21 protein-coding genes and 1 pseudogene are annotated in these 22861 nt (G+C 52.3%); 14 read left to right on the top strand and 8 right to left on the bottom strand.

Annotation, left to right across the window (positions count from 1 at the left end; genetic code table 11):
* Positions 1-65: 65 nt before the first annotated feature.
* Positions 66-653 carry a dephospho-CoA kinase gene (coaE, locus tag AMR42_RS17285; protein WP_099534890.1) on the bottom strand — a complete coding sequence of 196 codons (588 nt, stop codon included), beginning with the start codon at positions 651-653 and terminating at the stop codon, positions 66-68.
* A gap of 140 nt (positions 654-793) precedes the next feature.
* Between coaE and AMR42_RS17280 the strand changes: the two genes are divergently transcribed.
* On the top strand, positions 794-1327 hold the full coding sequence (locus AMR42_RS17280; protein ID WP_158234528.1) for a pentapeptide repeat-containing protein: 534 nt from the start codon (positions 794-796) through the stop codon (positions 1325-1327).
* Positions 1328-1581: 254 nt separating this feature from the next.
* Here the strand turns inward: AMR42_RS17280 and AMR42_RS17275 are convergent, their stop codons facing one another.
* The 3 genes from AMR42_RS17275 to AMR42_RS17265 form a co-directional block, all read right to left on the bottom strand.
* Positions 1582-1923: a hypothetical protein gene (locus AMR42_RS17275; protein WP_099534888.1), complete on the bottom strand. Its 342-nt coding sequence runs from the start codon at positions 1921-1923 to the stop codon at positions 1582-1584.
* Between the two features lie 546 nt (positions 1924-2469).
* Positions 2470-3840, bottom strand: a complete 1371-nt coding sequence (locus AMR42_RS17270) for an HhoA/HhoB/HtrA family serine endopeptidase (protein WP_234407073.1) — start codon at positions 3838-3840, stop codon at positions 2470-2472.
* A 290-nt stretch (positions 3841-4130) separates the two neighbouring features.
* A complete protein-coding gene (locus tag AMR42_RS17265; protein WP_099534887.1) occupies positions 4131-4697 on the bottom strand; it encodes a DUF2808 domain-containing protein in 567 nt (188 codons plus the stop codon).
* Between the two features lie 675 nt (positions 4698-5372).
* Here AMR42_RS17265 and AMR42_RS17260 point away from each other — a divergent pair.
* The 4 genes from AMR42_RS17260 to AMR42_RS17245 all read left to right on the top strand — a co-directional run bounded on the left by AMR42_RS17260 (position 5373) and on the right by AMR42_RS17245 (position 7766).
* Entirely contained in the window at positions 5373-5852 is a 480-nt protein-coding gene (locus tag AMR42_RS17260; RefSeq protein WP_099534886.1) for a CRR6 family NdhI maturation factor, read from the top strand.
* 154 nt (positions 5853-6006) lie between these two features.
* A complete protein-coding gene (gene dtd, locus AMR42_RS17255; protein WP_099534885.1) occupies positions 6007-6453 on the top strand; it encodes a D-aminoacyl-tRNA deacylase in 447 nt (148 codons plus the stop codon).
* A 27-nt stretch (positions 6454-6480) separates the two neighbouring features.
* Positions 6481-7284 (top strand): rhodanese-related sulfurtransferase, encoded by an 804-nt coding sequence (locus tag AMR42_RS17250; protein ID WP_099534884.1) that lies wholly within the window; start codon positions 6481-6483, stop codon positions 7282-7284.
* Positions 7281-7766 (top strand): MEKHLA domain-containing protein, encoded by a 486-nt coding sequence (locus tag AMR42_RS17245; RefSeq protein WP_234407072.1) that lies wholly within the window; start codon positions 7281-7283, stop codon positions 7764-7766. The genes AMR42_RS17250 and AMR42_RS17245 overlap by 4 nt, the downstream gene beginning before the upstream one ends.
* A 324-nt stretch (positions 7767-8090) precedes the next feature.
* Here AMR42_RS17245 and AMR42_RS17240 read toward each other — a convergent pair whose 3' ends face one another.
* Together AMR42_RS17240 and AMR42_RS17235 are read right to left on the bottom strand one after the other, a co-directional pair.
* Complete coding sequence (locus AMR42_RS17240; protein WP_099534883.1) at positions 8091-8450, bottom strand: nuclear transport factor 2 family protein; 360 nt, start codon at positions 8448-8450, stop codon at positions 8091-8093.
* Between the two features lie 45 nt (positions 8451-8495).
* Positions 8496-8966, bottom strand: coding sequence for a cupin domain-containing protein (locus tag AMR42_RS17235; protein WP_099534882.1), 471 nt, complete (start codon positions 8964-8966; stop codon positions 8496-8498).
* A 187-nt stretch (positions 8967-9153) separates the two neighbouring features.
* Between AMR42_RS17235 and AMR42_RS17230 the strand changes: the two genes are divergently transcribed.
* The 4 genes from AMR42_RS17230 (at position 9154) to AMR42_RS17215 (ending at position 12788) form a co-directional block, all read left to right on the top strand.
* The gene (locus tag AMR42_RS17230; protein ID WP_099534881.1) at positions 9154-10119 is read left to right on the top strand and encodes a lipid kinase; all 966 of its coding nucleotides are present in this window, start codon (positions 9154-9156) and stop codon (positions 10117-10119) included.
* A gap of 27 nt (positions 10120-10146) precedes the next feature.
* Positions 10147-10803: an HAD-IA family hydrolase gene (locus tag AMR42_RS17225; RefSeq protein WP_099534900.1), complete on the top strand. Its 657-nt coding sequence runs from the start codon at positions 10147-10149 to the stop codon at positions 10801-10803.
* Positions 10804-10871: 68 nt separating this feature from the next.
* On the top strand, positions 10872-11786 hold the full coding sequence (thrB, locus tag AMR42_RS17220; protein ID WP_099534880.1) for a homoserine kinase: 915 nt from the start codon (positions 10872-10874) through the stop codon (positions 11784-11786).
* 63 nt (positions 11787-11849) lie between these two features.
* A complete protein-coding gene (locus AMR42_RS17215; protein ID WP_099534879.1) occupies positions 11850-12788 on the top strand; it encodes a ribokinase in 939 nt (312 codons plus the stop codon).
* A gap of 262 nt (positions 12789-13050) precedes the next feature.
* On the opposite strand, the pseudogene AMR42_RS21285 reads toward AMR42_RS17215, so the two are convergent.
* A pseudogene (locus tag AMR42_RS21285) lies at positions 13051-13422 on the bottom strand (Fur family transcriptional regulator); the annotation flags it as partial.
* 257 nt (positions 13423-13679) lie between these two features.
* Here AMR42_RS21285 and purS point away from each other — a divergent pair.
* The 3 genes from purS (at position 13680) to AMR42_RS17195 (ending at position 19740) form a co-directional block, all read left to right on the top strand.
* On the top strand, positions 13680-13934 hold the full coding sequence (gene purS / locus AMR42_RS17205; protein WP_099534877.1) for a phosphoribosylformylglycinamidine synthase subunit PurS: 255 nt from the start codon (positions 13680-13682) through the stop codon (positions 13932-13934).
* A 24-nt stretch (positions 13935-13958) separates the two neighbouring features.
* Entirely contained in the window at positions 13959-14834 is an 876-nt protein-coding gene (locus AMR42_RS17200) for a 4-hydroxybenzoate solanesyltransferase (protein ID WP_099534876.1), read from the top strand.
* Positions 14835-15519: 685 nt separating this feature from the next.
* Positions 15520-19740 (top strand): NACHT domain-containing NTPase, encoded by a 4221-nt coding sequence (locus tag AMR42_RS17195; RefSeq protein ID WP_143473164.1) that lies wholly within the window; start codon positions 15520-15522, stop codon positions 19738-19740.
* Positions 19741-19880: 140 nt separating this feature from the next.
* Here the strand turns inward: AMR42_RS17195 and crtD are convergent, their stop codons facing one another.
* On the bottom strand, positions 19881-21434 hold the full coding sequence (crtD, locus tag AMR42_RS17190; RefSeq protein ID WP_099534874.1) for a C-3',4' desaturase CrtD: 1554 nt from the start codon (positions 21432-21434) through the stop codon (positions 19881-19883).
* Positions 21435-21643: 209 nt separating this feature from the next.
* Between crtD and AMR42_RS17185 the strand changes: the two genes are divergently transcribed.
* Together AMR42_RS17185 and AMR42_RS17180 are read left to right on the top strand one after the other, a co-directional pair.
* Complete coding sequence (locus AMR42_RS17185; protein WP_099534899.1) at positions 21644-22267, top strand: hypothetical protein; 624 nt, start codon at positions 21644-21646, stop codon at positions 22265-22267.
* A gap of 8 nt (positions 22268-22275) precedes the next feature.
* Positions 22276-22854, top strand: coding sequence for a Uma2 family endonuclease (locus AMR42_RS17180; protein ID WP_199858230.1), 579 nt, complete (start codon positions 22276-22278; stop codon positions 22852-22854).
* Positions 22855-22861: the final 7 nt, after the last annotated feature.

Genomic DNA, 22861 nt, shown 5'->3' with positions numbered 1-22861 from the left:
TCCAACTTGAAGCTTAGAACTTGAAGCTTGAATCTTGAACTTTGAATCTTGAAACCTGAAACTTTTTAACAACTTTCCCAGGCGTGATCCACTTGCTGAAATAGCTCCGGTAAAGTTCCCTGGTTGTGCAAAACCACGTCGGCCCGCGCCATTTTTTGTGCCAGTGGCCATTGGCTGTTGATGCGAGCTTGGGCCTGATCAACCGTCAAATGATTTCGGGCCATTAACCGGTGCAATTGCTGGGCTGGCTCACAACTAACCACCCAAATTTCCGTGACTAAATCGGTCATTTGGGCTTCAAATAGGAGGGGAATGGCTAAGACAATGCTGTTCGATCGCCCTTGATGAGCCGCAATTCCAGCCAACAAATGGGCCCGCACGATCGGGTGAATTTGGGCTTCTAACCATTGGCGCTCGGCCGGCTGCTGAAACACAATTTCGCCTAAACGGGGTCGATCGAGCGAGCCATCAGCACCAATCACATCAGCACCAAACCGCTGGGCGATCGCTGGCAAAAGGGGTGACCCCGGTTCCACGGCCGATCGCGCCAACTGATCCGCATCCAACACCGGCAATCCATAGCGTTCTGCCAAATAGTCTGACACTGTGGTTTTGCCCGTGGCAATGCCGCCTGTGAGTCCAATGATGCGCACCTGGGCCCCCTGATTGATTCCGGGACTGAACTCCTACAATAATCGTAGGGATGGCATCCCGGTTTGTTGGGGCTGTTTGGCCTTGTCTCCTGTCTGCAATTCTGGTTCCATTTTTTCCCTGCCCCATTTTTTGCACCCCCATGTTGAAGGTTCACCGCGCGATCGGCATTGCTCTTGTGGGCGCTTGGTTGAGTAGCCCGGCCCTGCCGGTGCGAGCCTTCTCGGAAAATGATCTGCTGCGATTACGACGCACCAACGAGTGCAGCGGTTGCGACCTCAGCGAAGCCGACCTGTCGGGCAACAGCTTCATTGGAGCGCGGTTGGTGGGGGTGAATTTATCAAAGGCGAAGTTGGCAAATACGGATTGGTCGGGGGCTGACTTCACGGGGGCGAATTTGGAGGGGGTTGACCTGTCGGGGGCCCGGTTGTTTGAGGCCAAGTTTCAGGCGACAAATCTAATTGGTGCAACCCTTTCCGGGGCTGATTTGACCAATGCCAATCTATTCCAAGCATTTTTGAGTGGGGCCAAGCTCGATCGCGCCGTGTTGTTTTATGCCAATCTCAGGAACGCTGACCTGACCAATGCGGACTTAACCGGCGCAGATTTGACCCTAGCGGAACTGAACGGGGCTAAGTTGAGCGGGGCCCAACTGCCACCAGGTTTTCGGCTTTAGGCCTGGGGCTAGCCAAGGCCCCGAGGCGGCATTGGAACCTGGGCGCAAGCTGACCGGCTTTGGCTTAGGGCATGTCGTCAAATCACCTGAAACTCTGATTCCACCGTTGGCAAATCGTGGGGGACAAGGGGCTTAAGCCCCTTGTTACGACGACTGGGACATGGAAAATCAATCGGTTCCGCCTGATCCTAGAAAATGGCGACAGACTCTAATTCGGCTTTGAGCTAATTCAATTTAATTCGGCTCCAGTTGGCTTAACTCAGCAGCGCCTCAAATTCCTGGCGCAACCCATCCGCATTGCCCAACCGCGACACCATTAAACTGCCCTGGCCCGCGTCCGCAAGGCGATGTTTCCAAAAGGCGATCGCTTCAGCATTTTGCATCCAAAAATCCACCACCGTGGCGGAAATATCGTTCCAAGACCAATCATGCCGCCAAAGCACCGGTTCGATCGATTCCAAGGTGGCATCCAGCGTGCATTGAAAACTACCGATATATTCCACAGGGGGAGCGGGCGATCGCTCAATTAACTGTTGTTGCTCATGAAAAAAGTGCAGCACTGGAGACACACCCACAATTTCAAATGTGTAATCCATGGCAAACTCCCACAAATTTCAAAGGGCATTTCTGAAAAATAGAGGCGCAATCTTCTCCGAGCGCATGTCTCAAGGGCTGAGAAGGTGATTGCAGGCGGTGAAGGTCATGAAATTGAATGAAAAGGGATTCGTTCTGATTCGTTCTGAGCTGTGAATGGGGGCTATGAATTGATTCTTGACTTTATGTATTAGCGCAAATTTTTCGAGCTTGGCAATGATTTTAGAAATTTATTGGCAAATGCAACAACCTTGTAAAAATCTCAAGTTATAAAAGACTCAATTGATACAAAAATGTCGTTTTATGGGCTGCAATCTGTTAGCACTCTCAGCTTTTTAGTGCTAATTGCTGAAGACTGACGCGATGTTCAATTGCCTGCCAGCTCATCAAAAATCGGCGTTGACAAAAAGCCAGGGATCGATCGACCCCTGGCGCTGGTTTTCTTGAATTGGAACGAGCAATCAATTAGCGCACCATGGGCACACCATTGACGCACTATTGGCGCACCATTGGCGCAGAAGGTGGATGGCGACGATCGGGGTTGAATCCTAGCGATCGTCCGCAAAATCCTGCATTTGTCCAGTGCGCACCGAGAGCTGTTGATTGCCACCCCGATCGCCCCGTCGCACAGTCATGGCCAGGGCTTGACCCACGCGGCTGCGTTCCACCAGTCCTTGCAACTGTTCCGCACTGGTGACCCCCGTGCCATCAATTTGCACAATCACATCACCCCGCCGCAGGCCACCCCGGGCCGCAGGCGAATCGGGAATCACATTCACCACCAACACCCCCGACACTTCCGGCAGCATGATGGCGGCGTTGGGGTCGCTGTTGTTTTTGCGGGCCAAGTCGGGAGTCAAGGTGCGCATCTGAATGCCCAGGAACGGATGGGGCACGGCCTGACCCTTCGACAGCAAGGGCAAAATGCTCTTCACCTTGTTGATGGGAATCGCGAACCCAATCCCCATCGCGTCGGCACGGATGGCGGTGTTGATGCCAATCACCTCGCCCCGATCGTTCAGCAGCGGGCCGCCGGAGTTTCCGGGGTTGATGGCCGCGTCGGTTTGGATGAAGTCTAGGCGCTTGTCGGGAATGCCCACCTGCACGCTCGATCGCTTCAGGGTGCTGACAATGCCCAGGGTGACCGTGTTGTCCAGCCCCAACGGGTTCCCCACCGCGATCGCCCAATCGCCCACTTGCACCAAATCCGAATCGCCCAGGGGAGCCACCGGCAACCGTTCATTGCCGGGGCTGATTTCCACCACCGCCAAATCGGTGACCTCATCGGCCCCCAGCACGCGCCCATCAAACTCCCGCCCATCCTTGAGGGTCACGGTCACGCGATCAGCCCGATTCACCACATGGGCATTGGTCAACAGCAGACCATCACTTTCAATAATGAAGCCGGAGCCTTGCCCCGCAATCCGTTGGCGCTGTTCTCGGGGCATTTGCCGAAAAAACTCATCCCCAAAGAAGCGCTCAAACAACGGATCGTTAAAAAACGGGTCAACTCGTCGGGTCACGGTGCGTTCCGTGTCAATGCGTACCACGGCCGCACCCACCCGGTTCACAGCCGCCGTCACAAAACTGTTGCTGCGGGGAGCCGCCACCTCCGCCGGGCGCTGGGCCGTGGCGCTGTCATCCACCAGGGCAACAGCGGGGGCAATTGGGCCCACCAGGGCGATCGCCCAGAGCAGCACCGCCAGCCCGATCGCCCCGATCGCCCGTTGCCATGACGGCGGTTGCCATGGTGACGATTGCAGTTGAGGCCGTGGCGATGGTTGCGTTTGCCCGCCAAAAAATATTAAACCCAGGGGCTGTTTCAGGCGTTTTGTCAGGCGTTTTGTCAGGCGCTGTTTCAGGCGTTTCAGTGGGTTCTGTTGATGATTGGCCCCAAGTCCCATAACGCTAAATTCCATTGCGGTTGTTTGGTTCCAAATGTTCCAGATTTTCCAGAGCTGCCAGGCGATCCAGGTGATCCAGAGGCTTCAGGTGTTCTAGGTTTCTTGGCTTCCGGGTTTCTAGGGGTTCTGAGCACAAGCCCCTTGCGAACTGAATGCCAGCCCATATCGACATCAAGACATCAAAACATCAAGACATCAGGGGAGCCAGAAAGCGAAATCCGAAACAGACTCGCGCCCGCTTCGGATTCAAAATGGCTGGCAAGGGCGGGGCGATCGACTCCCCAGAACCATACCGGAGCTGAACGTTAGGTAATTTGAATCAGCCAGGTACCGATATAGCGCAGCAAGGGCGTGTCACCGGGGGTCAAAATCCGGCAGTTGAAGTAATACATCCCGCCCATATCCGGGTTGCGCACATTGCTGAGCACCACCTCAAGCTGCTTACCCGAGGGAATCGGTTCCTTAGGATAAATCTCGATCGTGTAGTTTTCCGGATTCCAAACCACCCGATCTAGCTCAACCTTCTCGCCACCGTTCTTGTACCGCACATCAATGCGATCGGTGTCGAAACGTCCCTTGTAATAGTCGGGATAGTCGATCGCGATTTGGGCGATCGCCAGGTTCTGAGCCGGAATCCGCAACCGGTAGCGATCCCAGGAGCTTTCACGACCCCGATCGAGCCGGAAGCTCAGTTGACTTTCGCGACGGGGGCCACCAAAGAGCGTGAATCCAGGCAACTCCTGCGCCACCACTGCCGGCACAACTGCCAGACTGCAACTCAGCGCGGCCAAGGCTGCCAAACCGCGACGCACCCAACGCTGCGACAGGGCACGCGGCTGACTCGAAGCCGGGGCAAAAGACTTAAAGGGCATGGATGGTGTCTCCCAATTGGAGCCAAACAAATGGAGCAATGAAGCGGCGATAAACCTTGGACATCAGGAATTTTCACCGCGAAAAGCTCACCGGGGCAACTCATCGAAAGCTTTCATTTTCAGAAGACTCACCGAAGAGTTTTGCCGAGGGAATTTGCCGGTGAAACGCTGTCGATCACTGATGGTGACTGGGTTTTGGGCCCCATCCCCATAGGTATCGTTGATGATCACTAAGACAGCACAAAAATGGCCAAGATTTACCAATTTTCTAAACAAAGCGTATCAAAACTTTGACCGCTTGTGGGGAGCGCGATCGCCCCAACCCAAATCGCTCGCCAATTGTCGCGCCAAGCGGCGCTCAAAGAGAGGCTCCGAAAGAGGCCCAAAGAAATACTCAAATTCAAGGCTCAAATTTAAGGCTCAAACTTAAGGAGCGCTCAAATTCAGGGGGTGCTCACGGGTTCTCGATCCTGCACTGACGCGAGTTCGCCCCCCAATCCCATGGGCTATTAGCTGCCATTGGGCCAACGATTAGCAGTCCTGTGGCTCCGGTTTGCCAAAAGGGCCCACCCCCGCGCGACACTAACGAAAGGCAAATTGCACCATGATCGGGCCCCAACCCCGCGCCACCTGCTGTGATTTAGCCCTCAGAATTTGCACCGGGAGCAAAATGGCATGACAATCACCATTTCGATCGCAGCGGATCATCTCCAAACCCTAGACCTCAGCCCCATCCAACGGGCGATCGAGCCGCTCTTGGCCAGTGGCATTGCCGCCGCCGAACAACAAGTGCAACTCACCATTGACCTGCCCCGCGACCCCACCGACCCCCGCGAGCTGTCGGAAATTCCCGAAGTGCGGCTTTGGTTTCTGCGGGCAGACGCGGTTTATCCTTGGTTGCCCTTTGTTTTGGACTGGAAAGCAGGCGAACTCGGTCGCTATGCGGCCATGCTGGTTCCTCACCAATTCCATCCCACCGACGGGATTCAGTTCAATCCCGAAGCCTTGGAACTATTCGTGATGGGCAAGATTTTTGTATTAGCCAACTGGCTGAAAACCCAAGGAATTGGCACGCGATCGCGGCTTCAGGGCATGGCGCAAATGCTGGGCTACGACCTAGACGAGTCCTTCTTCGACTTGCTGGATTTGAGTTAGATCGGAATAGTTCAAAATCTAATTCATGTTTATTTTCACGTTCACTCATATCCAATTGATCTGCTTCTTATCGATCAGGAATGGATGAGGAATATGAATCAAGGGCTGCAGTCAAAGGGCTGAAATTCAGCGATATCAATGGGATAGTTGATTCATGCGGGTCGTAATTCAGCGGGTGACGGCTTCTCGTGTGGCGATCGGGGGGGAAACTGTCGGGCAAATTGGCCGAGGGTTGAACCTGTTGGTGGCGATCGCCGCGACCGATACGGAAGCGGAGTTGCAGTGGATGGCGCGTAAATGTCTGGATTTGCGGCTGTTTCCCGATCCGGCGGCGGCTCATCCTCGGTTTGATTTGTCGGTCACTGAGATTGGCGGCGAACTGCTGGTGATCAGTCAATTCACGCTCTATGGCGATGGGCGCAAGGGGCGGCGACCCAGTTTCGATCGCTCCGCCGCGCCCGATCGGGCCGAGGCCCTGTACGATCGCTTTGTGGAATTGCTACGGGCCAGTGGACTGCGCGTGGAAATCGGCCGGTTTGGCGCAATGATGCAAGTCCAAATCGACAACGATGGCCCAGTGACCTTAATTTTGGATTCCTAGAGTCTGGATTCCTGACGGAGAGAGAAGATGACGGTGGTGGTGGCCGCGCTCTATCAGTTTGTGGCGGTGGATGATTGGGCCGATTGGCGATCGCGGTGGCTCGATCGCGCCGGAGCCTTGGGGATTCGTGGCACGTTGCTGCTGGCCCAAGAGGGAATTAACGGCACGATCGCAGGCACTCGGGAGGCGATCGATCAGATGTTGGTGGCCCTGCGATCACACCCGGCCCTCACGGATTTGAGCGCGCGCGAGTCGATCGCCCCAGCCATGCCCTTCCAGCGGCTAAAAATCAAACTGAAGCGGGAAATTGTCACCTTCAACCAACCGGTGGCCCCCACGGAGCGGACGGGAACCCGCGTGGCTCCGACCGATTGGAACGCGCTGATTGCCGATCCGGAAGTGAAGCTGATCGACACGCGCAACCAGTTTGAAGTGGCGATCGGTTCGTTTCAGGGGGCGATCGACCCGGAAACCCAGACCTTCACGGAATTTCCCAATGCGGTAGAACGGCTGCTGGATCCCCAGCGAGATCGCAAGGTGGCCATGTTCTGCACGGGCGGCATCCGCTGCGAGAAGGCTTCGGCCTACCTGTTGGCCCAAGGGTTCGAGCAGGTTTATCAACTAGAAGGCGGCATTCTCAATTACTTAGCCACCGTTGACCCGGCGGAAAGTGCCTGGCAGGGCGAATGCTTTGTGTTTGATGAGCGAGTGGCGCTGCAACATGGCTTGCAACCGGGGACATATCAGATGTGCCGCGCCTGTGGCCGGCCGGTTGATCGCGACCTCGACACCTGCCCCCACTGCCAATCCAGCCTGGGAGCCGCCTCGTGAGCGATCGGGTGATCGAAATTTGGCAGGATCCGGCGGTGGTGCGCCATGTCGATCGCCTCTGGGCCAGTTTCCAGCAGGTGGTGGGGCGATCGCTGGGGGATTTACCGGCGGATCTCGACCCGATCGAGCGATCGAGCCGAATTTTTCACGCACCTTTTGTGGTGGTGTCCCACGGCACGGAAGCCGACCCGATTTTTAACTATGCCAACCAACGGGCGATCAAGTTGTGGGAGCTGAGTTGGGATGAGTTTGTGCAGTTGCCCTCTCGGTTAAGCGCCGAGCCGATCGCCCAAGAAGAGCGAGCCAAAATGTTAGCAGAAGCAGCCGATCAGGGCTATATCAGCAACTATCAAGGGGTGCGAATTTCCAAAACGGGTCGTCGATTTCGGATCCTCGATGGTCTGATTTGGAACCTAGTCGATGAAGCAGGTCAACCCTACGGTCAAGCCGCCACATTCCAGCAAATTAAACCAGTCAATTGATACGAGTTAATTCATCAAAATCAATTCATTAAGCTGCTTAATTGCAACCAATTAAAACTTGCAATGATCAAATTTTTATCATTCACCCCCAGTAGGGGCGCACCGCTGTGCGCCCTATGCTACATGTGACGATTTAACCAGTCATTTTCACCATAAATGACATATTCAACCATCAAACGAATCAAGGATAAATGACCATTTACCTCATACCACGTATGACATTTTAGCCAGTCATTTTCATCACGAATCATGCATTTAACTATCAAGCGAATCGAGGGCGCACCGCCGTGCGCCCCTACCAGGATGGTTGGCGATTTGCGTGATTCAATTGTTGTAATGAGCGATCACCTGGGAGACCTTGCCCGTGCTGCTGAGTTTCATCAACTCACCCGACTGCGTGCCCTGTTGATTGATGTAGTAAAGCACCAAACTTTCAATACCCCACATCACATCCAACAGCTCAAACTTGAGATTGGGATAGACTTCCAACCCCTTTTGGAAATAGCGACGAAGGGCAGCTTTTCCTTGCACCCTTCCCGTCGGGTCACCCAAGAGCCGAGCCGCGATCGGGGAAATCAACACCACATCTTCCTCGTAGTGGCTCAAAATGCGATCGAGGTCGTGGCTATTCCAAGCCGCCACCCACTCTTGCGCAAATTCCTGGGCCTGGGATTGAGTCAGCATTGGGGTTTTCCTCATTGAGTCGATCGCCTGGAATTTTAGGGGATCTCAATAGGGTTGACCATCTCGATGATAGATAGCCCAAGAGCCATCTACTTGTTGACAAACCTTTAAATCATCGTTCGGATAGGTCACTTCATCGCCCGCCGTGCGATCGCCCACTTCCAAATAAACCGCATCTTCAGGCGATCGATTGATCAGTTGATGAGCAATGCCAGTTCCCGCCTTGAAGCCATAGCAATCGCCGGAATGCAACTCAAATTCCCGATCGCCCACAATGAGGGTGAGCGTTCCCGCCAAAACAAAAATAAATTCATCTTGTTTAGAGTGACAATGGGCAAGAGCCGACGCGGAACCAGGCGCAAGTTCGGTTAAATTCACCCCAAAGTTTGACAATTGAAAGTAATCGCCCAATTTTCGCTTTAATCGACCCTTAACCACCGCGTCATAGGGTGATGGATAGATGGTTTGGCCACGCTGAGCGGGCACATGGCTGGCCGTAATCGGGTTAGGTTCCATGGAGTTGCTGGGCGTGATCGCGCAAGGGATGTGAATCGATCGATTCTCCAGTTTTAGCCTAGGAGTTTAGCGGCCCTTGCTTCACAAAAAATGCCCCATCGCGATCGCCCAGCCCAAACAGTGGGGGCGGCAATGGCACAATAGAAACCGTTAGAAACCGTTTTCCTTTTTAGATCGCGGGTGCATTATGGACTCCGTTGCTCCTCAGCGGGCCTTGCTGCTAGTGAATTCCAAATCGCGCCGAGGGCGGCAACTGCTCGGCCGGGCGATCGCCATTTTGGATGAAATGGGGTTCGAGCTAATTTTTCGCAGCACCAAGCGATCGAGCGATTTTCGCGATCTGATTCGGCAATATGCCAGCCGGATCGATTGTGTGATTATTGGCGGCGGTGACGGAACCCTGAATGCGGCCCTGCCAGCCTTGATCGAAACCCGGTTGCCCCTCGGCATTTTGCCCCTGGGAACCGCCAACGACCTGGCACGCACGTTGGCAATTCCGGCGGACTTGAAACAGGCCTGCGCAGTGGTGGCCCAAGGGGTAACCAAGGCGATCGATGTGGGGCAAGTGAACGATCGCTATTTTTTCAATGTGGCCAGCCTGGGGTTAAGTGTCAGCATCACTCGCCAATTGAGCGGCGAAATCAAAAAGCGTTGGGGTGTATTTGCCTACGCGATTGCTGCCATCCAAGCCCTTTGGAAATCGCGTCCTTTTACCGCAAAAATTGAAGTGAATGGTGAACTACTGACGGTCAAAACGGTGCAAATTGCGGTGGGTAATGGTCGCTATTACGGTGGCGGTTTAAGCGTGGCTTGGGATGCTTCCATTGATGATCAACGGCTCGATTTATACAGCCTGGAAATTGCCCATTGGTGGCAAATGTTGCCGCTTTTGCCTGCAATGCACGCCGGTCGCCTCAATGATTGCGTGAATGTGCGGACGATCGAGGCCACATCCTTAAAAATCATCACCAGTCGCCCCAAGTCCATCAACACCGATGGAGAACTATCGACCACCACGCCCGCTGAATTTCGAGTGCTGCCGGCCCAACTGAAGGTTTTTGTGCCAGCGGCGCGATCGAGCAGTATTCAATCGAGCAGCGCCCAATCAAATAATCCCCAATCAAACAATACTCAATCGAACAACTTAGACTGAGAATTCATTCAAGATGTCGTGCAGCTCATGAATCAAAAAAACTATCCTCAAGTGATTTTTCTCGATGCCGTGGGCACGCTATTTGGCGTGGCGGAAAGTGTGGGTCAGCAATATTCCCAAATGGCAAATCAACTCTTTGGGTTGCAACTCGATGATCAAGCCTTAAATCAAGCCTTTTATGATTGCTTTAAGGCGGCGGATCCTTGTGTTTTTCCAGGGGTTGATCGCGATCAATTACCCCACCTGGAATATCAATGGTGGGAAAGTCTGGCAGAACAAACGTTTACGCAAGCGGGATTATTTTCCGAAATTCCGGATTTCGCGGTCTATTTCGCAGCGCTTTACGATCGCTTTGCCACGGCGGCCCCTTGGTATGTTTATCCAGAAGTGCATGACACCTTGGCTAATTGGCAGCGGTTGGGCATTGAGCTGGGAATTCTCTCCAATTTTGATACGCGGCTTTATCGCGTGTTGGATGCGTTGGATTTGACGCGCTATTTCAAGAGTTTCACCCTCTCGACGGAGGTGGGAGCCGCCAAGCCCGATCGCACCGTGTTTGTTGCGGCCCTGGCCCAGCATGGCTGTGAACCGGCGGCCGCTTGGCACATTGGCGACAGCTTGGAGGATGACTACCAAGGGGCCACAGCGGCGGGGCTGCGGGCCCTGTGGCTAAACCGGCTGTAAAGTGTAGTGGCTCTGGGCGCGATCGACCGCAGCCGCGATCGCCGCCCGCCGATTGCCATTCTTTAGCCATGACCTCCTTGAACGCCGTTACCGTCACTGTTCCTGCCACCACCGCCAACTTGGGCCCCGGCTTCGACTGTTTGGGGGCTTCGTTGGCGTTGTACAACGAATTTCGCTTCACCCGAATTGAGTCGGGCTTAGAAATTATTCCCACCGGCACGGAGGCGGATCGCGTCTCGCGGGATGAAACCAACCTGGTTTATCGCTCCTACGCCAAGGTGTTTGAACTGGCGCAGGAAACGCCTTACCCGGTGCGGATTGAGATTGGCTTGGGTGTGCCCTTGGCCCGGGGATTGGGCAGCTCGGCCACGGCGATCGCGGCGGGCATTGCCGGAGCAAACTATTTGTTAGGGGGGGCGCTGTCGCCAGCCCAGGTGTTGGCCCTGGCGATCGAAACGGAAGGCCATCCCGATAACATCGTGCCGGCCCTGTTGGGGGGCTGTCGTTTGGCGGCCGATCGCGAAGGGATTTGGACCCAATGCGAAGTGCCTTGGCATTCCTCGATTCAACCGGTGATCGCAGTTCCCAACTTTGAGCTATCCACCGAAGCGGCTCGCAGCGTGTTGCCCCCCAGCTATTCCCGGGCCGATGCCATTTTCAATGCGGCTCACTTAGGTCTCTTGTTGCGGGGCATCAACGAAGGGCGGGGCGATTGGCTGACCACTGCCATGCAGGATCGGATTCACCAACCCTATCGCATGACCCTAATTCCCGGCTTTGAGGCGGTACGGCAGGCGGCGATCGAGGCGGGAGCCTATGAGTTGGTGATTAGCGGAGCGGGGCCAACCCTGCTGGCCTTGGCCCACCGAGACAAGGCGGCGGCCGTGGGTGAAGCCATGCAAGCGGCTTGGACAGCAACGGGCATTGGAGCCGTGGCGGGGCCGGTGGAGTTGGATGTGTATGGAACCCGAGTCCAGCCGTAAACTGGCCCCAAATCTGGGGAATTCGCCCACGGGAGTTCCCTGTTATTGATCGGGGGGCAGACTATGGCACAGGTTTGGGTTTTGGGCAGCATTAATGCCGATCGCACGGTGGCGGTGGCCAAGTTGCCACAACCGGGAGAAACAGTCTTGGCTGGGGCGATCGGGGAGGCCAGCGGCGGCAAAGGGGCGAATCAGGCCGTTGCGGCGGCCAAGTTGGGAGCGGCCACGGCTCTGATTGGCCGCGTGGGTGAAGACGCGATCGGGGAAATCCTGTTGCAAGATCTGCAAACCAGCGGCGTTGATGTCAGCCGGGTGGCGATCGACTCCTTGGCTCCCACGGGCCAGGCCTGGATTGCGGTGGATGGCCTGGGCCAAAACCAAATCATCGTGCTGCCCGGGGCTAACCAGGCCGTGGGCGGTGCTGAGGTTGATCGCCTCCAGCGCTCCTTGGGCAGTGCGCCGCGCCCGATCGCCCTGTTATTGCAACTGGAAGTACCCTTGGCGGCCGTGGTGGCTGCGGCCCAAGCGGGTCAAGCGGCCGGGGCGATCGTTCTTTTGGATCCGGCCCCGGCTCCCGAGCACCTCCCCCCGGAACTTTGGGCCGCGATCGATTGGATCACTCCCAACGCCACGGAAGCGGCCCAACTGGTGGGCTTCCCGGTGCAAACCCCCGAGGATGCGGCCCGCGCGGCCACCAGGCTCCAGGAGTTGGGAGCCAAGGGGGCCATTGTGACCCTGGGCGAGCAAGGGGCTTGGGTGGCTGGGCCGACGGATTGTTTTTGGCAACCGGCCTTCCCGGTCAGGGCGATCGACTCTGTGGCGGCGGGTGATGGGTTTAATGGAGCACTGGCAGCGGCGTTGGTGGCGGGACAACCCCTCTCGGTGGCCGTGCGACGAGCAGCGGCGGCGGGCGCACTCACAACCACCCGATCGGGGGCCCAATCTGCCCTACCCAACGCTGGAGAGCTGACGGCTTTTCTGGCCCAAAACGCATCGAACTAATTCCGACTGTGCCCAAAAGTAAAAGCCCTTTTTCGGGATCCGCTCAACCTCCCGCTGAGCCGGCCCCCAGATCGAAGCGATCGCCCAAAGAACTGAGTTGCACCGAGCTAGATGAGTCTGCCAAGGAAGTGGGATGGCAAGCACAATCCACCTTGGGCAAGTTTGGTTCTGGGTGACTTTCTGGGTGACCTTCTGGGTGATTCTTTTGGTGATTGGTGCGATCGCCATGACCCCGATCGCCCGTTCCCTCATCCCGCGCACTACAGCGATCGCACAGGCCGTAAAACTCCAACGTGTGATAAAACACCCGAAACCGGTGCTCCATGCTCAAGCGCTGGGTCAAATCCTGCACGGGACATTCATGAATCGGTTGCGATCGCCCACATTGGATACAGTTCAAGTGGTGGCGATCTTTCTTGATAAAACTGTAGAGCGATTCACCGCTGGCCAGCATTCGCACCTGCACCGCCCCGTTCAGCTTCAGGGTTTCCAGGGCCCGATAAACCGTGGCCAGCCCCATGCCTTGCCCCACATCGCGCAGTTTGATGTAGAGCGCTTGGGCAGAAATTTCGCCTTCAATGGTTTGCAGCACCTGCAAAACACGCTCTTGGTTTCGGGTCAGGGGTCGTTTCATGGCGATCTCAGACCCCGAAGAATGCTGGCTCGATCGGGGTGGTTCTTTTCCTATTCAATCAGGTTTTTCAGCCGGTTCCTGGCGGAATCTGGCTCCCGAGGGAACTCCCGCAGCCTGGCTGCTGGAACCGGCCCCCCTCGCTTTAAGATAGTGTCTTGATCGTTGGATTGCCGTGGTTGCTCAATCCCAACCCAAAAGTTAGCATCACCCTTGGTTCCCCCAACTCGATCGTCGCCATCCCAGAGGTTTCTAGCCCCGTGAGTACCCAGCAATATCGCGCCAAAATCCACGTTACCCTGCGTCCCTCTGTGCTCGATCCGGCCGGTGTGGCGGTGCAGTCCGGCCTGAAGCAGTTGGGCTATGAAGGGGTGGATTCTGTCCGCATTGGCAAATACATTGAGCTGACCGTGGCGGCGACGGATCCAGAAGCGGCCCGCAGCCAAGTGGATGAAATGTGCGATCGCCTGTTGGCCAACCCCACCATCGAAAACTACTCGATCGAAATTGCCTAAACGCACCCATCCCCACATTCACCCATGGGCAACCTTCAGCAAACAGGGCAGGCGATCGTGCGGTTGCTGCGCTGGGACAAACCGGCGGGGCGGCTGATTCTGCTGATTCCGGCCCTGTGGGCCTTGGTGTTGGCCAGTGACGGCCGGCCCCATCCCCTGCTGGTGCTGCTGGTGGTGGTGGGCACAATCACCACCAGTGCCGCCGGTTGCGTGGTGAATGACCTGTGGGATCGCAACATTGACCCCAAGGTGGAACGCACCAAACAACGGCCCCTGGCCGCCCGATCGCTCTCGGTGAAAGTGGGCGTGGGGGTGATGCTGGTGGCGGCCCTTTGTGCGGCCGGGCTGTTGCCCTTTTTGAATGGCTTGAGCATGCTGCTTTCTGTGGCGGCTGTGCCGGTGATTGCGCTCTATCCTGCGGCCAAGCGGGTGTTTCCAGTTCCGCAATTGGTGCTGGCGATCGCCTGGGGGTTTGCGGTGCTGATTCCTTGGAGCGCGGCGATCGACCCGCCCAGTTTGGACTTGCCGGCCTGGTTACTGTGGGGCGCGGTGGTGCTCTGGACGCTGGGCTTTGATACGGTTTATGCCCTGGCCGATCGGGAGGACGATCGCCGGTTGGGCATCCACTCCAGCGCCCTCTTCTTTGGCGATTTGGCTCCCCAGGCGATCGGGGCGTTCTATGCGGGTACGGCCCTGCTGTTGGCCTACACGGCTTTGGCCCTGGAGCTAAACATTGGTTTTTGGCTCACCCTATTCGGGGCGATCGGTCTCTGGGTTCAGCAATATCTGCGCCTGAGCGATCGGCAACTGTCCCGCGCGGCCTACGGCAAAATGTTTGCGGAAAACGTGACGATCGGCTTTGTGCTCCTGGCCGGAATGCTGGTCGGCTGCTGGTTTTAGGGGTGGCCATTCGCGATCAGTTCATTAACTCTTTCCGATCCTAAGCATCCTCCTCATGAGTCAGCTAGCCGCAGAACAAGCCACCGATTTAGAGTTGCTAATTCGTTTTGCTTGTAGCTACGATACCAAGTCTACTTTGATAAACTCTAGAAAATTTTCCTTTTTCATCGAGCCTTTCAAGCCTTTAATTGTGACAACTCCTGATCGCCTGATCGCACGAATAACGGTCATCTTTTTACCGTAATAGGGCTTCTGCATTTTATAAGCCTTCATTCCTTTTTCTAGCTCTAGCAACAGAGCAATTCATCCCAACCCAAAAACCACTTTCGTCAATAAACGCAAGCTTTCCAGCTTCCACCTTCAAAATTCGCTGCCAGTAGTCCACTCGTTCAGCTTGCACTTGCGTTGTGATTGCTTTTTCGCTCTTGTAATTGAAGCGTCTCCCTTCTCGTAAGCTTCCACACTGTTTAGCGCAAGTCCAGAGAATAACGACCCATGAATTTTCCTGACAATAACCAAACTACACCTATAACCATGCCGTACCAACTTTTCTAGGTAAAAGCTGTATGTACAGATAGTATTGCCCTGAATCGTTAGGAGTATCGTGTTCAGTGAGTTTTTAGAACTCAAATACTATTTTGGCAAGTTATAATAGGGGTAGGTAGTACAACTCCTGCAATATAGAGTGTCAGAGCCAGTTTACCGTTGGAAGCGATTTTGGTGTCCTCGCGCCGAGAGCATTAGTCTGGCCGATGGTGGATATCTATACGATCCAGATGAAAAGTATGGTAAGGCCTATAACCCTCATTTAGTAGCTCTCGACGAAATACTCTATTTCCCATGCTTAATCCTTTTGGGCGAATCAGGAATTGGTAAATCTGTAGTCTTAGCAGGAGAGTACGAAAGAATTTCGAATCAAATCAGAAGTAAAGGAGATGAAGAAGAGTTTCTCAATCTTCGATCATATGGTAGTGAAGATAGGCTGATCCGCAATCTATTTGAGAGTGATAAATTCCGCTCTTGGCAAGCTGGAACTCATAAGCTTCATATTTTTCTCGATAGTTTTGACGAATGCCCACTCGGCACTAGTCAATTATCAGTTATTTTGATTGATAAATTCAACATTTATAAGAATCAGCTTCACCGCTTATATTTGCGCATTGCTTGCCGAACAGGAGCTTGGCCAGCAACTTTAGAAAAAGACTTACAAAATATTTGGTCTCAAAATCCTATAGGCATTTATGAGCTGGCTCCACTTCGCCGGATAGATGTTACTGAAGCAGCCAATAAGAAGAACCTCTCTGCTGATCTTTTTCTAGAAGAGGTTAGCCACAATGATCTGGTTTCATTAGCGCTAAACCCTCTTACATTAAATTTTCTATTAAATACTTATTCAAAAAACAACAAAAAATTATGTCATCGCAAAAAAGTGCATGAACTTTATCGTGATGGTTGCGAGCAACTTTGCACAGAAATTAATCGAATTGCTTATGGACTAGAGAGTAAGCAGCGGTTAATCATAGCAGCTAGGATTGCAGCTATCACTATTTTTACCAATCGCTCGTCTATATGGACGAGCTTAGATCAAGCGGATATAACATCTGAGGATATTGAATTAGCCCAACTATCTTATGGCTATGAAACAGCTAGTAGCAGAGATATTGAAGTCACCGAAAAAGCTCTTAGAGATGTTTTAGAAACAGGATTATTTTCAGCTCGTGGGTCGCACCAAATAGGCTGGGCGCATAAATCTTATGCTGAATTTTTAGCAGCTTGGTACTTAGTTCAGCACAATTTACCGCTGGCTCAAATCAAGGAAATTATTTTTATATCTAATGATTATGGAAATCGAGTTATTCCCCAGCTTCATGGAACCGTAGCATGGCTAGCAAGCATGAGGTTGGACGTTCTTCAAGAAGTCATCAAAAGTAATCCAGATATAATCTTAAAAAGCAATATTCCCATGAATGAATATTCACTGGATGAATGTTTACGAAAGGAAATCGTAGGCAACCTATTGCTTGAATACGAAAAAGGCGAATCATATTCTTATTCATCAATCAAAATCAATAAGTATAAGGATCTGAAGCATCCGAGCCTTGCTTCTCAACTTCGGTCATACATTCAAAACGCTAGTCAACAAATTGAAGCAAGGGGGCTGGCAATTTTTATCGCTAAAGCTTGTGATTTGTCTGAGCTTCAAGAAGACTTACTGAACCTTGCCTTAGATTCTTCACAGCCAATTGATTTGAGGGAAGGAGCAGTTGATTGCTTATCCACAATTGCAGATGACAGCACTAAGCTACAATTAAAGCCTTTAGCTACGGAATTTCTACCGGAAGATCAGCAAGATCAACTCAAAGGCTATGTACTTCATACACTCTGGCCAAAATTAATATCAAGCGATGAGTTATTTAAGTTTCTTACACCACCCAAAAGCCCAAATTGGCATGGATCATACTGGCGATTTGTGGACTTTCAGCTAGTTCAAGAGATTCAACCTTGCGATTTAGTCATTGCCCTTAATTGGCTACATCAGCAAGGAATTAGATACCTTGGGCATCCTTTGGAACGAGTGGGGGATAGTTTCCTCAGGAAAGCATGGGAAAATTTGGAATATCCAGGAATAGTAGAGAGCTTCATAAGGATCGCCCTGCTACAGCACCAAGAATATCAAGGTGTTGTCAGGAATCGTGAAATAGAAGATGAGATGGTTTCACAACTTCTGAGTAATGTCAAAAAAAGGCGCTTTTTAATTCAAGAAGCAATCCCAATCATGTCAGAAGTAAAAGCTGATCTATACTTTCTTCAAAATTTCCTAGGTAAAAGTATTTTGATATCTGAAGATATTTATTGGATGTTAGATAACATGAAACAATCCAATTCCGAGAGAAATCAGTATCTCTGGGCAAAGATGATTGAACGAAGCTTTGATCGTCAAGACGGAAAACAAATAGATGCAATTCTTGTCAACTGTCAATCCAACAATGTCTTAAGCAAGATCTTTACTGATTACTTCAAATCAGTTGATTTCAATTCAGATGAAGAAAAAAATCAACGCCGCATATACCAAGAAGGTATGGAATGCCAGAAATATCAGTTCAAGCCACAGCTTTTAGATCCATCACCCCAAGATAGAATTCTTCAATGCCTAGGGCAACTAGAATCGGGAGAAATAGATGCTTGGTGGCAGCTCAATTTAGAAATGACACTGCGACCTGATAGCAAATTTTATGGCAGTGATTTTGGATTGGACTTAAGAGTTCTTCCAGGCTGGCAAGATTCTACCGAAAATATCCGTAACCGTATTGTTCAAGGCGCTAAATACTACATCCAGCACCAACAAGATTCAATCAGTGGATGGATTGGCACTGATAGCTATGACCGTCGATCAATAGCAGGTTGCCGGGCCCTATTGTTGCTACTCAATCAAGAACCGGATTTTATACAATCTTTGCCATCAGATACATGGAAGCGATGGGCATCTGTCATGATTGCGATGCCTGGTAACGATGTGCGTAGCAGTTCATATCAAGTTTTAGTTGCTCATGCCTATAACCATGCGCCTCAAGAGTGTGTTGACACGCTCTTGATTGTTCTTGAGCGAGAGATTCAAAAATATGATTCCATACTCGTAATTAGACTTTTTGACCAATGTTGGGACTCTAATCTAGAGCTGACGATTTTAGAAAAGCTAAAAGATCCCAAACTAACACCGAAATTGTATGGAAACTTACTCAAGAAACTGCTTGAGAAGGGATCGAATGAAGCCAGGCAAATTGCTAGAGATATACTCTCTTTATCAGTTAATTTAGATCAAGAGAATCGAGAGAAAACCCTAATAGTTTCGACCATTTTGCTACGAGACTGCGATCCAATTAGCTGGTCGCTGATATGGTCACTATTTCAAAAAGATGAGTTATTTGGTCGCGAGGTCATTGAAACGGCAATCACAAGCTATTTTGACGGAATTCAGTTGAAATTAACTGATACACAATTAGCTGACTTTTATATTTGGCTAATTAATCAATATCCTTATGAAGACAACAAAGAAACAATTATTATGTTTACAAGACCCAAAGACTATATCAATGAATTAAGAAGAGTAATAATAAATCAACTTATCAACCGAGGAACTCAAGAAGCCTGCATCGCAATTCAGAGGCTTATTCAAGAACTACCGAACCTAGGCTGGCTTAAGAGAGTCTTAGTTGATGCTCAAGCTAATATGCGTCGCAAGACATGGCGACCTCTTGAATTAGAGCATATTAGGCAACTCATTGCCAGCACAGAAAAGAGACTAATTCAAGATGGCAATCACTTGCTGGATATATTGATTGAGTCTCTAGGCCGCCTTGAATCTAAACTGCAAGGAGAAACTCCTGCCGTGCGAGATCTGTGGGATAAATTTGATGAGAAGACTTACAAACCTCTAAATGAAAATGAATTATCTGATTATATCAAGCGATTTTTAGAAGATGACTTAAAAAATCGAGAAATTGTTGTTAATCGTGAAGTTGAAATACGCAGAAATCTCGGAGATAATTCAGGAGAGCGCACAGATATTCATGTTAATGCTGTCTTGCAAAATAAAGATGGCACTAAAGGAGATTTATTAACTGTAATTATTGAAGTTAAAGGATGTTGGCATAAAGAAATCTTTAGCGCCATGCAATCTCAACTAGTTGGGCGTTATCTGGCCGATAATCCTCATGCCTGCGGATTGTATTTAGTAGGATGGTTCAAATGTCAGCAATGGGATTCTAAAGATTCAAGATATCGACACTCAAAAACAAAGGATCTCGATTTAGATACAGTAAAAACAAAACTTTATGATCAATCCCAAGGCTTGAGTTCAGAAAATTTGCGAGTTCGTGCATTTGTGTTGAATGCAGCATTAAGATGATTGATTTTCAGAAACACCTAGTGTAAACCGTGAAAACTGCATTACGAAAGCCCGCATAATTGCCTGACGCTCTCCTAAGTTTCCGTAGAATACACCCCTTCTGATTGATATGAAAAAGTCTAATCCTCGGGCGTTGATTCTCAAAACCCGGCGGCGGTCATTTGGCGGACGGTGGTGAGGGCGGAATAGCTCGTGCCCGCTGTGCCTTCGCCCGGGTGAGTGGAGTCGCCCACCAGCCAGAGACCCGGAACCGGCGTGCGATTGCCGATCGCGAAGGGGCCAAAAGTGGAAACGCGCATTCCCAGACCGCCCACGTAGCCGAATTTGCGACCCGTAAAGTCTTCAAAGGTGCGGGGGGTAGCAGCTTCGCAGTGGACGATCGCCCCCGAATCGAGCTGGAAATAGCGCCCGAGTTTGCCGATCGCCTCTTCCGTATAGCGGGTTTTCAGGGCTTCGTACTCGGAGCGATCGCGGCAACGATACCAGGGCTGCGGATCAACAAAGGAGGACGCGGTGATCGTCGCCATGCCAGCCGAGGCGCGTCCATCGCCCTCGCGGCTGACGGACACAAACAGCGAATTGTTTTCGCCCACGGGGCCGTCCCAGTCGTAGAGGAATTGCAGGTGGGGCGGGCAGTCGGCGGGCAGGGCCGCGCGATCGACCCCCAGATAGACCACGAACGCGCCCGAGGGTTCCGGCAGTTTTTCGGCGCGCGATCGATAGAAATCCGTGGCCAGGCGATCGAACCAGGGGCGATCGCTCGGCCAATCCACCATCTCAATTAAGTTCTGGATCGGCACATTGGCCACCACCGCCGCCGCCGGTTCCACCCAAGTCTCATCAGTTTTCAGGTTCCGCACCATCACGCCCGTGGTTTCGCCGTTTTCGGTGATGATCCGCTCAACCCGATGGCGCATCTGGAGCTGGCCGCCATCCCGGGTTAACGATTCCAACAGGCGATCGCTCAACACCTGCATACTGCCCTCCAGGTGGTACAGCCCAAAGGGTTCCTGGGACAGCCCCAACGCCGTCGCCGCATAAAGCAGCGCCGTTTCATCCGCCCCCACCTGGGAATAGAGCTTCAGTTGCATATCCAAAAAGGTTTTCAAGCGGCGATCGCCCGCCAAGCCCAACCGCTGCAACAGGTCGCCCACCGTCGAAAAAGCATGGGGAGCCGTCAGCAAAGTGCTGGGTTTCACCGCCTTCAGCAGTTGCACCACATCCCAAGCATTGCCCGGCGGCAACACCGGATCGCCCGCCTGAAACTCCCAGCTATAGCGAAACAAATCCGCCAGCAACCGCCAAAAGGGTTCGCTGCCGGGAAATTGCCGCTGTCGTTCCGCCCGCCAGCGATCGGGGTCGCGCCACACGGAAATCGGCTCCGTTTCCCCCGGCAAAAACACCGCACAGGCCGGATCGCAGGGCGTGGCGGCCGGCAACTCGATGCCCAATTCGCCAAAAATCCGGTGATGGATGCCGCCCGGCTCTAACCCCGCCACCTGGGTCGCGCCCACCTCAAAGGTGAAACCCCGCCGCCGAAAGGTAGACGCACAGCCCCCCGGCACGATCGCCAGGTCAAACACCTTGACCGATCGCCCCCGCCGCGCCAGCAGGGCCGCCGTGGTCAGTCCGCCAATTCCCGCCCCAATCACCACGATCGGGCGGCTTACGTCGGTTGCGGTGGTTGAAGTCATAGGACAGCGCGCCGAGGATGAGTCGCAGAATTTGTAAACTTTTGTAAATTATCACTCATCTCCGGGCCGATCGTCAGGGAATGCCATAATCGGGACAACCCAGGGCTAGCCTCAGTCACCGTATCGTGGCTTGGGTGGGGCAGAATTTTTCCAGTGCGCCCCAATTTGCCAACTCTCCAGCAAAATTGCGGACAGCCAGCCTCCCAAAAATGGCCTACAGCAAGTTTTCTCTTAAAACCGTTAAAGAAACATTTGGCCTCACATTGATTGAAGATCAATCCCTTTTTGATCTCAGCCAAATTCCATCCGTCACCATTAGTCCTTATTTGGAATTAACCCTGGCCGAAGGGACTTCCATGGCCCTCGCAATTAATACAGAGAAGTCCCGATCAGAATGGATTATTGCACCCATTTTGACGGAAGTTCGCAAGCAGGTTCATGCCCAAATTAGCCTGTTTTCGGGACGGAGTTTCACAGTCGATCGCAAGCGGGGGTTATATGGTCAGTGTGACTACCTATTAAGCCTAAGTCCTGAGCAGCTTTATATTGCAGCACCCGCGATCGCCGTTGTGGAAGCGAAAAAAGAAGACATCGTAGCGGGCTTGGGTCAATGCATTGCCACCATGTATGCCGCTTGGTTGTTTAATGAGCGAGAGAATCGCCCTTTACCTTGGATTTATGGAGCCGTGACAACGGGCACGACTTGGAAGTTTTTGAAATTGCGCGATCGCACGGTCTATATCGATCGAGATGAATATTACTTTAAAGAAATCCAAACAATCTTAGGAATCTTCCAAGTGATTTTGAAAACTATCGACCATCCAGAGGAGTAAATACCATCATGCTAGCGGTTGAACAGCACTACTCCTTGGCTGAGTATCGATCGCTTGAGGAAAGATCGGAACAGCGCCACGAATATGCCAATGGATTAGTCTGGGAAATGCCGGGCGGATCGATTAATCACAGCCGGATTGCGACGGAGATTTGCAATCTGTTAATTAGCCAACTGGATCAAACCCAATTTGAGGTTTTTAACAGTGATCTACGGCTCTGGATTCCTACCTATCAACGGGGAACCTATCCCGATGTGATGGTGATTGCTGGGCCGCCACAACGGCATGACGATCAAGATGATGAGGTGCTGAATCCTTGTTTCCTGGTTGAAGTTCTGTCGCCTTCTACGGAACTGTTCGATCGCGATGATAAGTTTCGATTCTATCGATCGATTCCTGAGTTTGCGGAATATCTGTTGGTTCGGCAAGATGAACCCTTCATCACTCATTTTTGGAAGTTAGATCACTCCAACTGGCAATTTTGCGACTATTGCGATCGAACCCAAGCGATCGCCCTCAAAACCTTGCCCGCCACCCTGCCGATCGCCCAAATTTATCGCCGCGTCGTGTTTCGCGAATCCAAATAACCCCAAA

The organism is Limnothrix sp. PR1529 (genome assembly GCF_002742025.1).
Classification (GTDB): domain Bacteria; phylum Cyanobacteriota; class Cyanobacteriia; order CACIAM-69d; family CACIAM-69d; genus CACIAM-69d.
Note: the sequence above shows the minus strand (reverse complement) of the source record. Positions and strands in the feature narration are given on the sequence as shown.

Excerpts from the sequence above, each read along its gene's own strand:
- AMR42_RS17280 (WP_158234528.1), top strand. The coding sequence starts at position 794 with ATGTTGAAGGTTCACCGCGCGATCGGCATTGCTCTTGTGGGCGCTTGG.
- crtD (WP_099534874.1), bottom strand. The coding sequence starts at position 21,434 with ATGACTTCAACCACCGCAACCGACGTAAGCCGCCCGATCGTGGTGATT.
- dtd (WP_099534885.1), top strand. The coding sequence starts at position 6,007 with ATGCGGGTCGTAATTCAGCGGGTGACGGCTTCTCGTGTGGCGATCGGG.
- AMR42_RS17225 (WP_099534900.1), top strand. The coding sequence starts at position 10,147 with ATGAATCAAAAAAACTATCCTCAAGTGATTTTTCTCGATGCCGTGGGC.
- AMR42_RS17185 (WP_099534899.1), top strand. The coding sequence starts at position 21,644 with ATGGCCTACAGCAAGTTTTCTCTTAAAACCGTTAAAGAAACATTTGGC.
- AMR42_RS17265 (WP_099534887.1), bottom strand. The coding sequence starts at position 4,697 with ATGCCCTTTAAGTCTTTTGCCCCGGCTTCGAGTCAGCCGCGTGCCCTG.
- AMR42_RS17235 (WP_099534882.1), bottom strand. The coding sequence starts at position 8,966 with ATGGAACCTAACCCGATTACGGCCAGCCATGTGCCCGCTCAGCGTGGC.
- AMR42_RS17275 (WP_099534888.1), bottom strand. The coding sequence starts at position 1,923 with ATGGATTACACATTTGAAATTGTGGGTGTGTCTCCAGTGCTGCACTTT.
- AMR42_RS17200 (WP_099534876.1), top strand. The coding sequence starts at position 13,959 with ATGGGCAACCTTCAGCAAACAGGGCAGGCGATCGTGCGGTTGCTGCGC.
- AMR42_RS17250 (WP_099534884.1), top strand. The coding sequence starts at position 6,481 with ATGACGGTGGTGGTGGCCGCGCTCTATCAGTTTGTGGCGGTGGATGAT.
- AMR42_RS17260 (WP_099534886.1), top strand. The coding sequence starts at position 5,373 with ATGACAATCACCATTTCGATCGCAGCGGATCATCTCCAAACCCTAGAC.
- AMR42_RS17230 (WP_099534881.1), top strand. The coding sequence starts at position 9,154 with ATGGACTCCGTTGCTCCTCAGCGGGCCTTGCTGCTAGTGAATTCCAAA.
- AMR42_RS17215 (WP_099534879.1), top strand. The coding sequence starts at position 11,850 with ATGGCACAGGTTTGGGTTTTGGGCAGCATTAATGCCGATCGCACGGTG.
- thrB (WP_099534880.1), top strand. The coding sequence starts at position 10,872 with ATGACCTCCTTGAACGCCGTTACCGTCACTGTTCCTGCCACCACCGCC.
- AMR42_RS17180 (WP_199858230.1), top strand. The coding sequence starts at position 22,276 with ATGCTAGCGGTTGAACAGCACTACTCCTTGGCTGAGTATCGATCGCTT.
- AMR42_RS17240 (WP_099534883.1), bottom strand. The coding sequence starts at position 8,450 with ATGCTGACTCAATCCCAGGCCCAGGAATTTGCGCAAGAGTGGGTGGCG.
- AMR42_RS17270 (WP_234407073.1), bottom strand. The coding sequence starts at position 3,840 with ATGGAATTTAGCGTTATGGGACTTGGGGCCAATCATCAACAGAACCCA.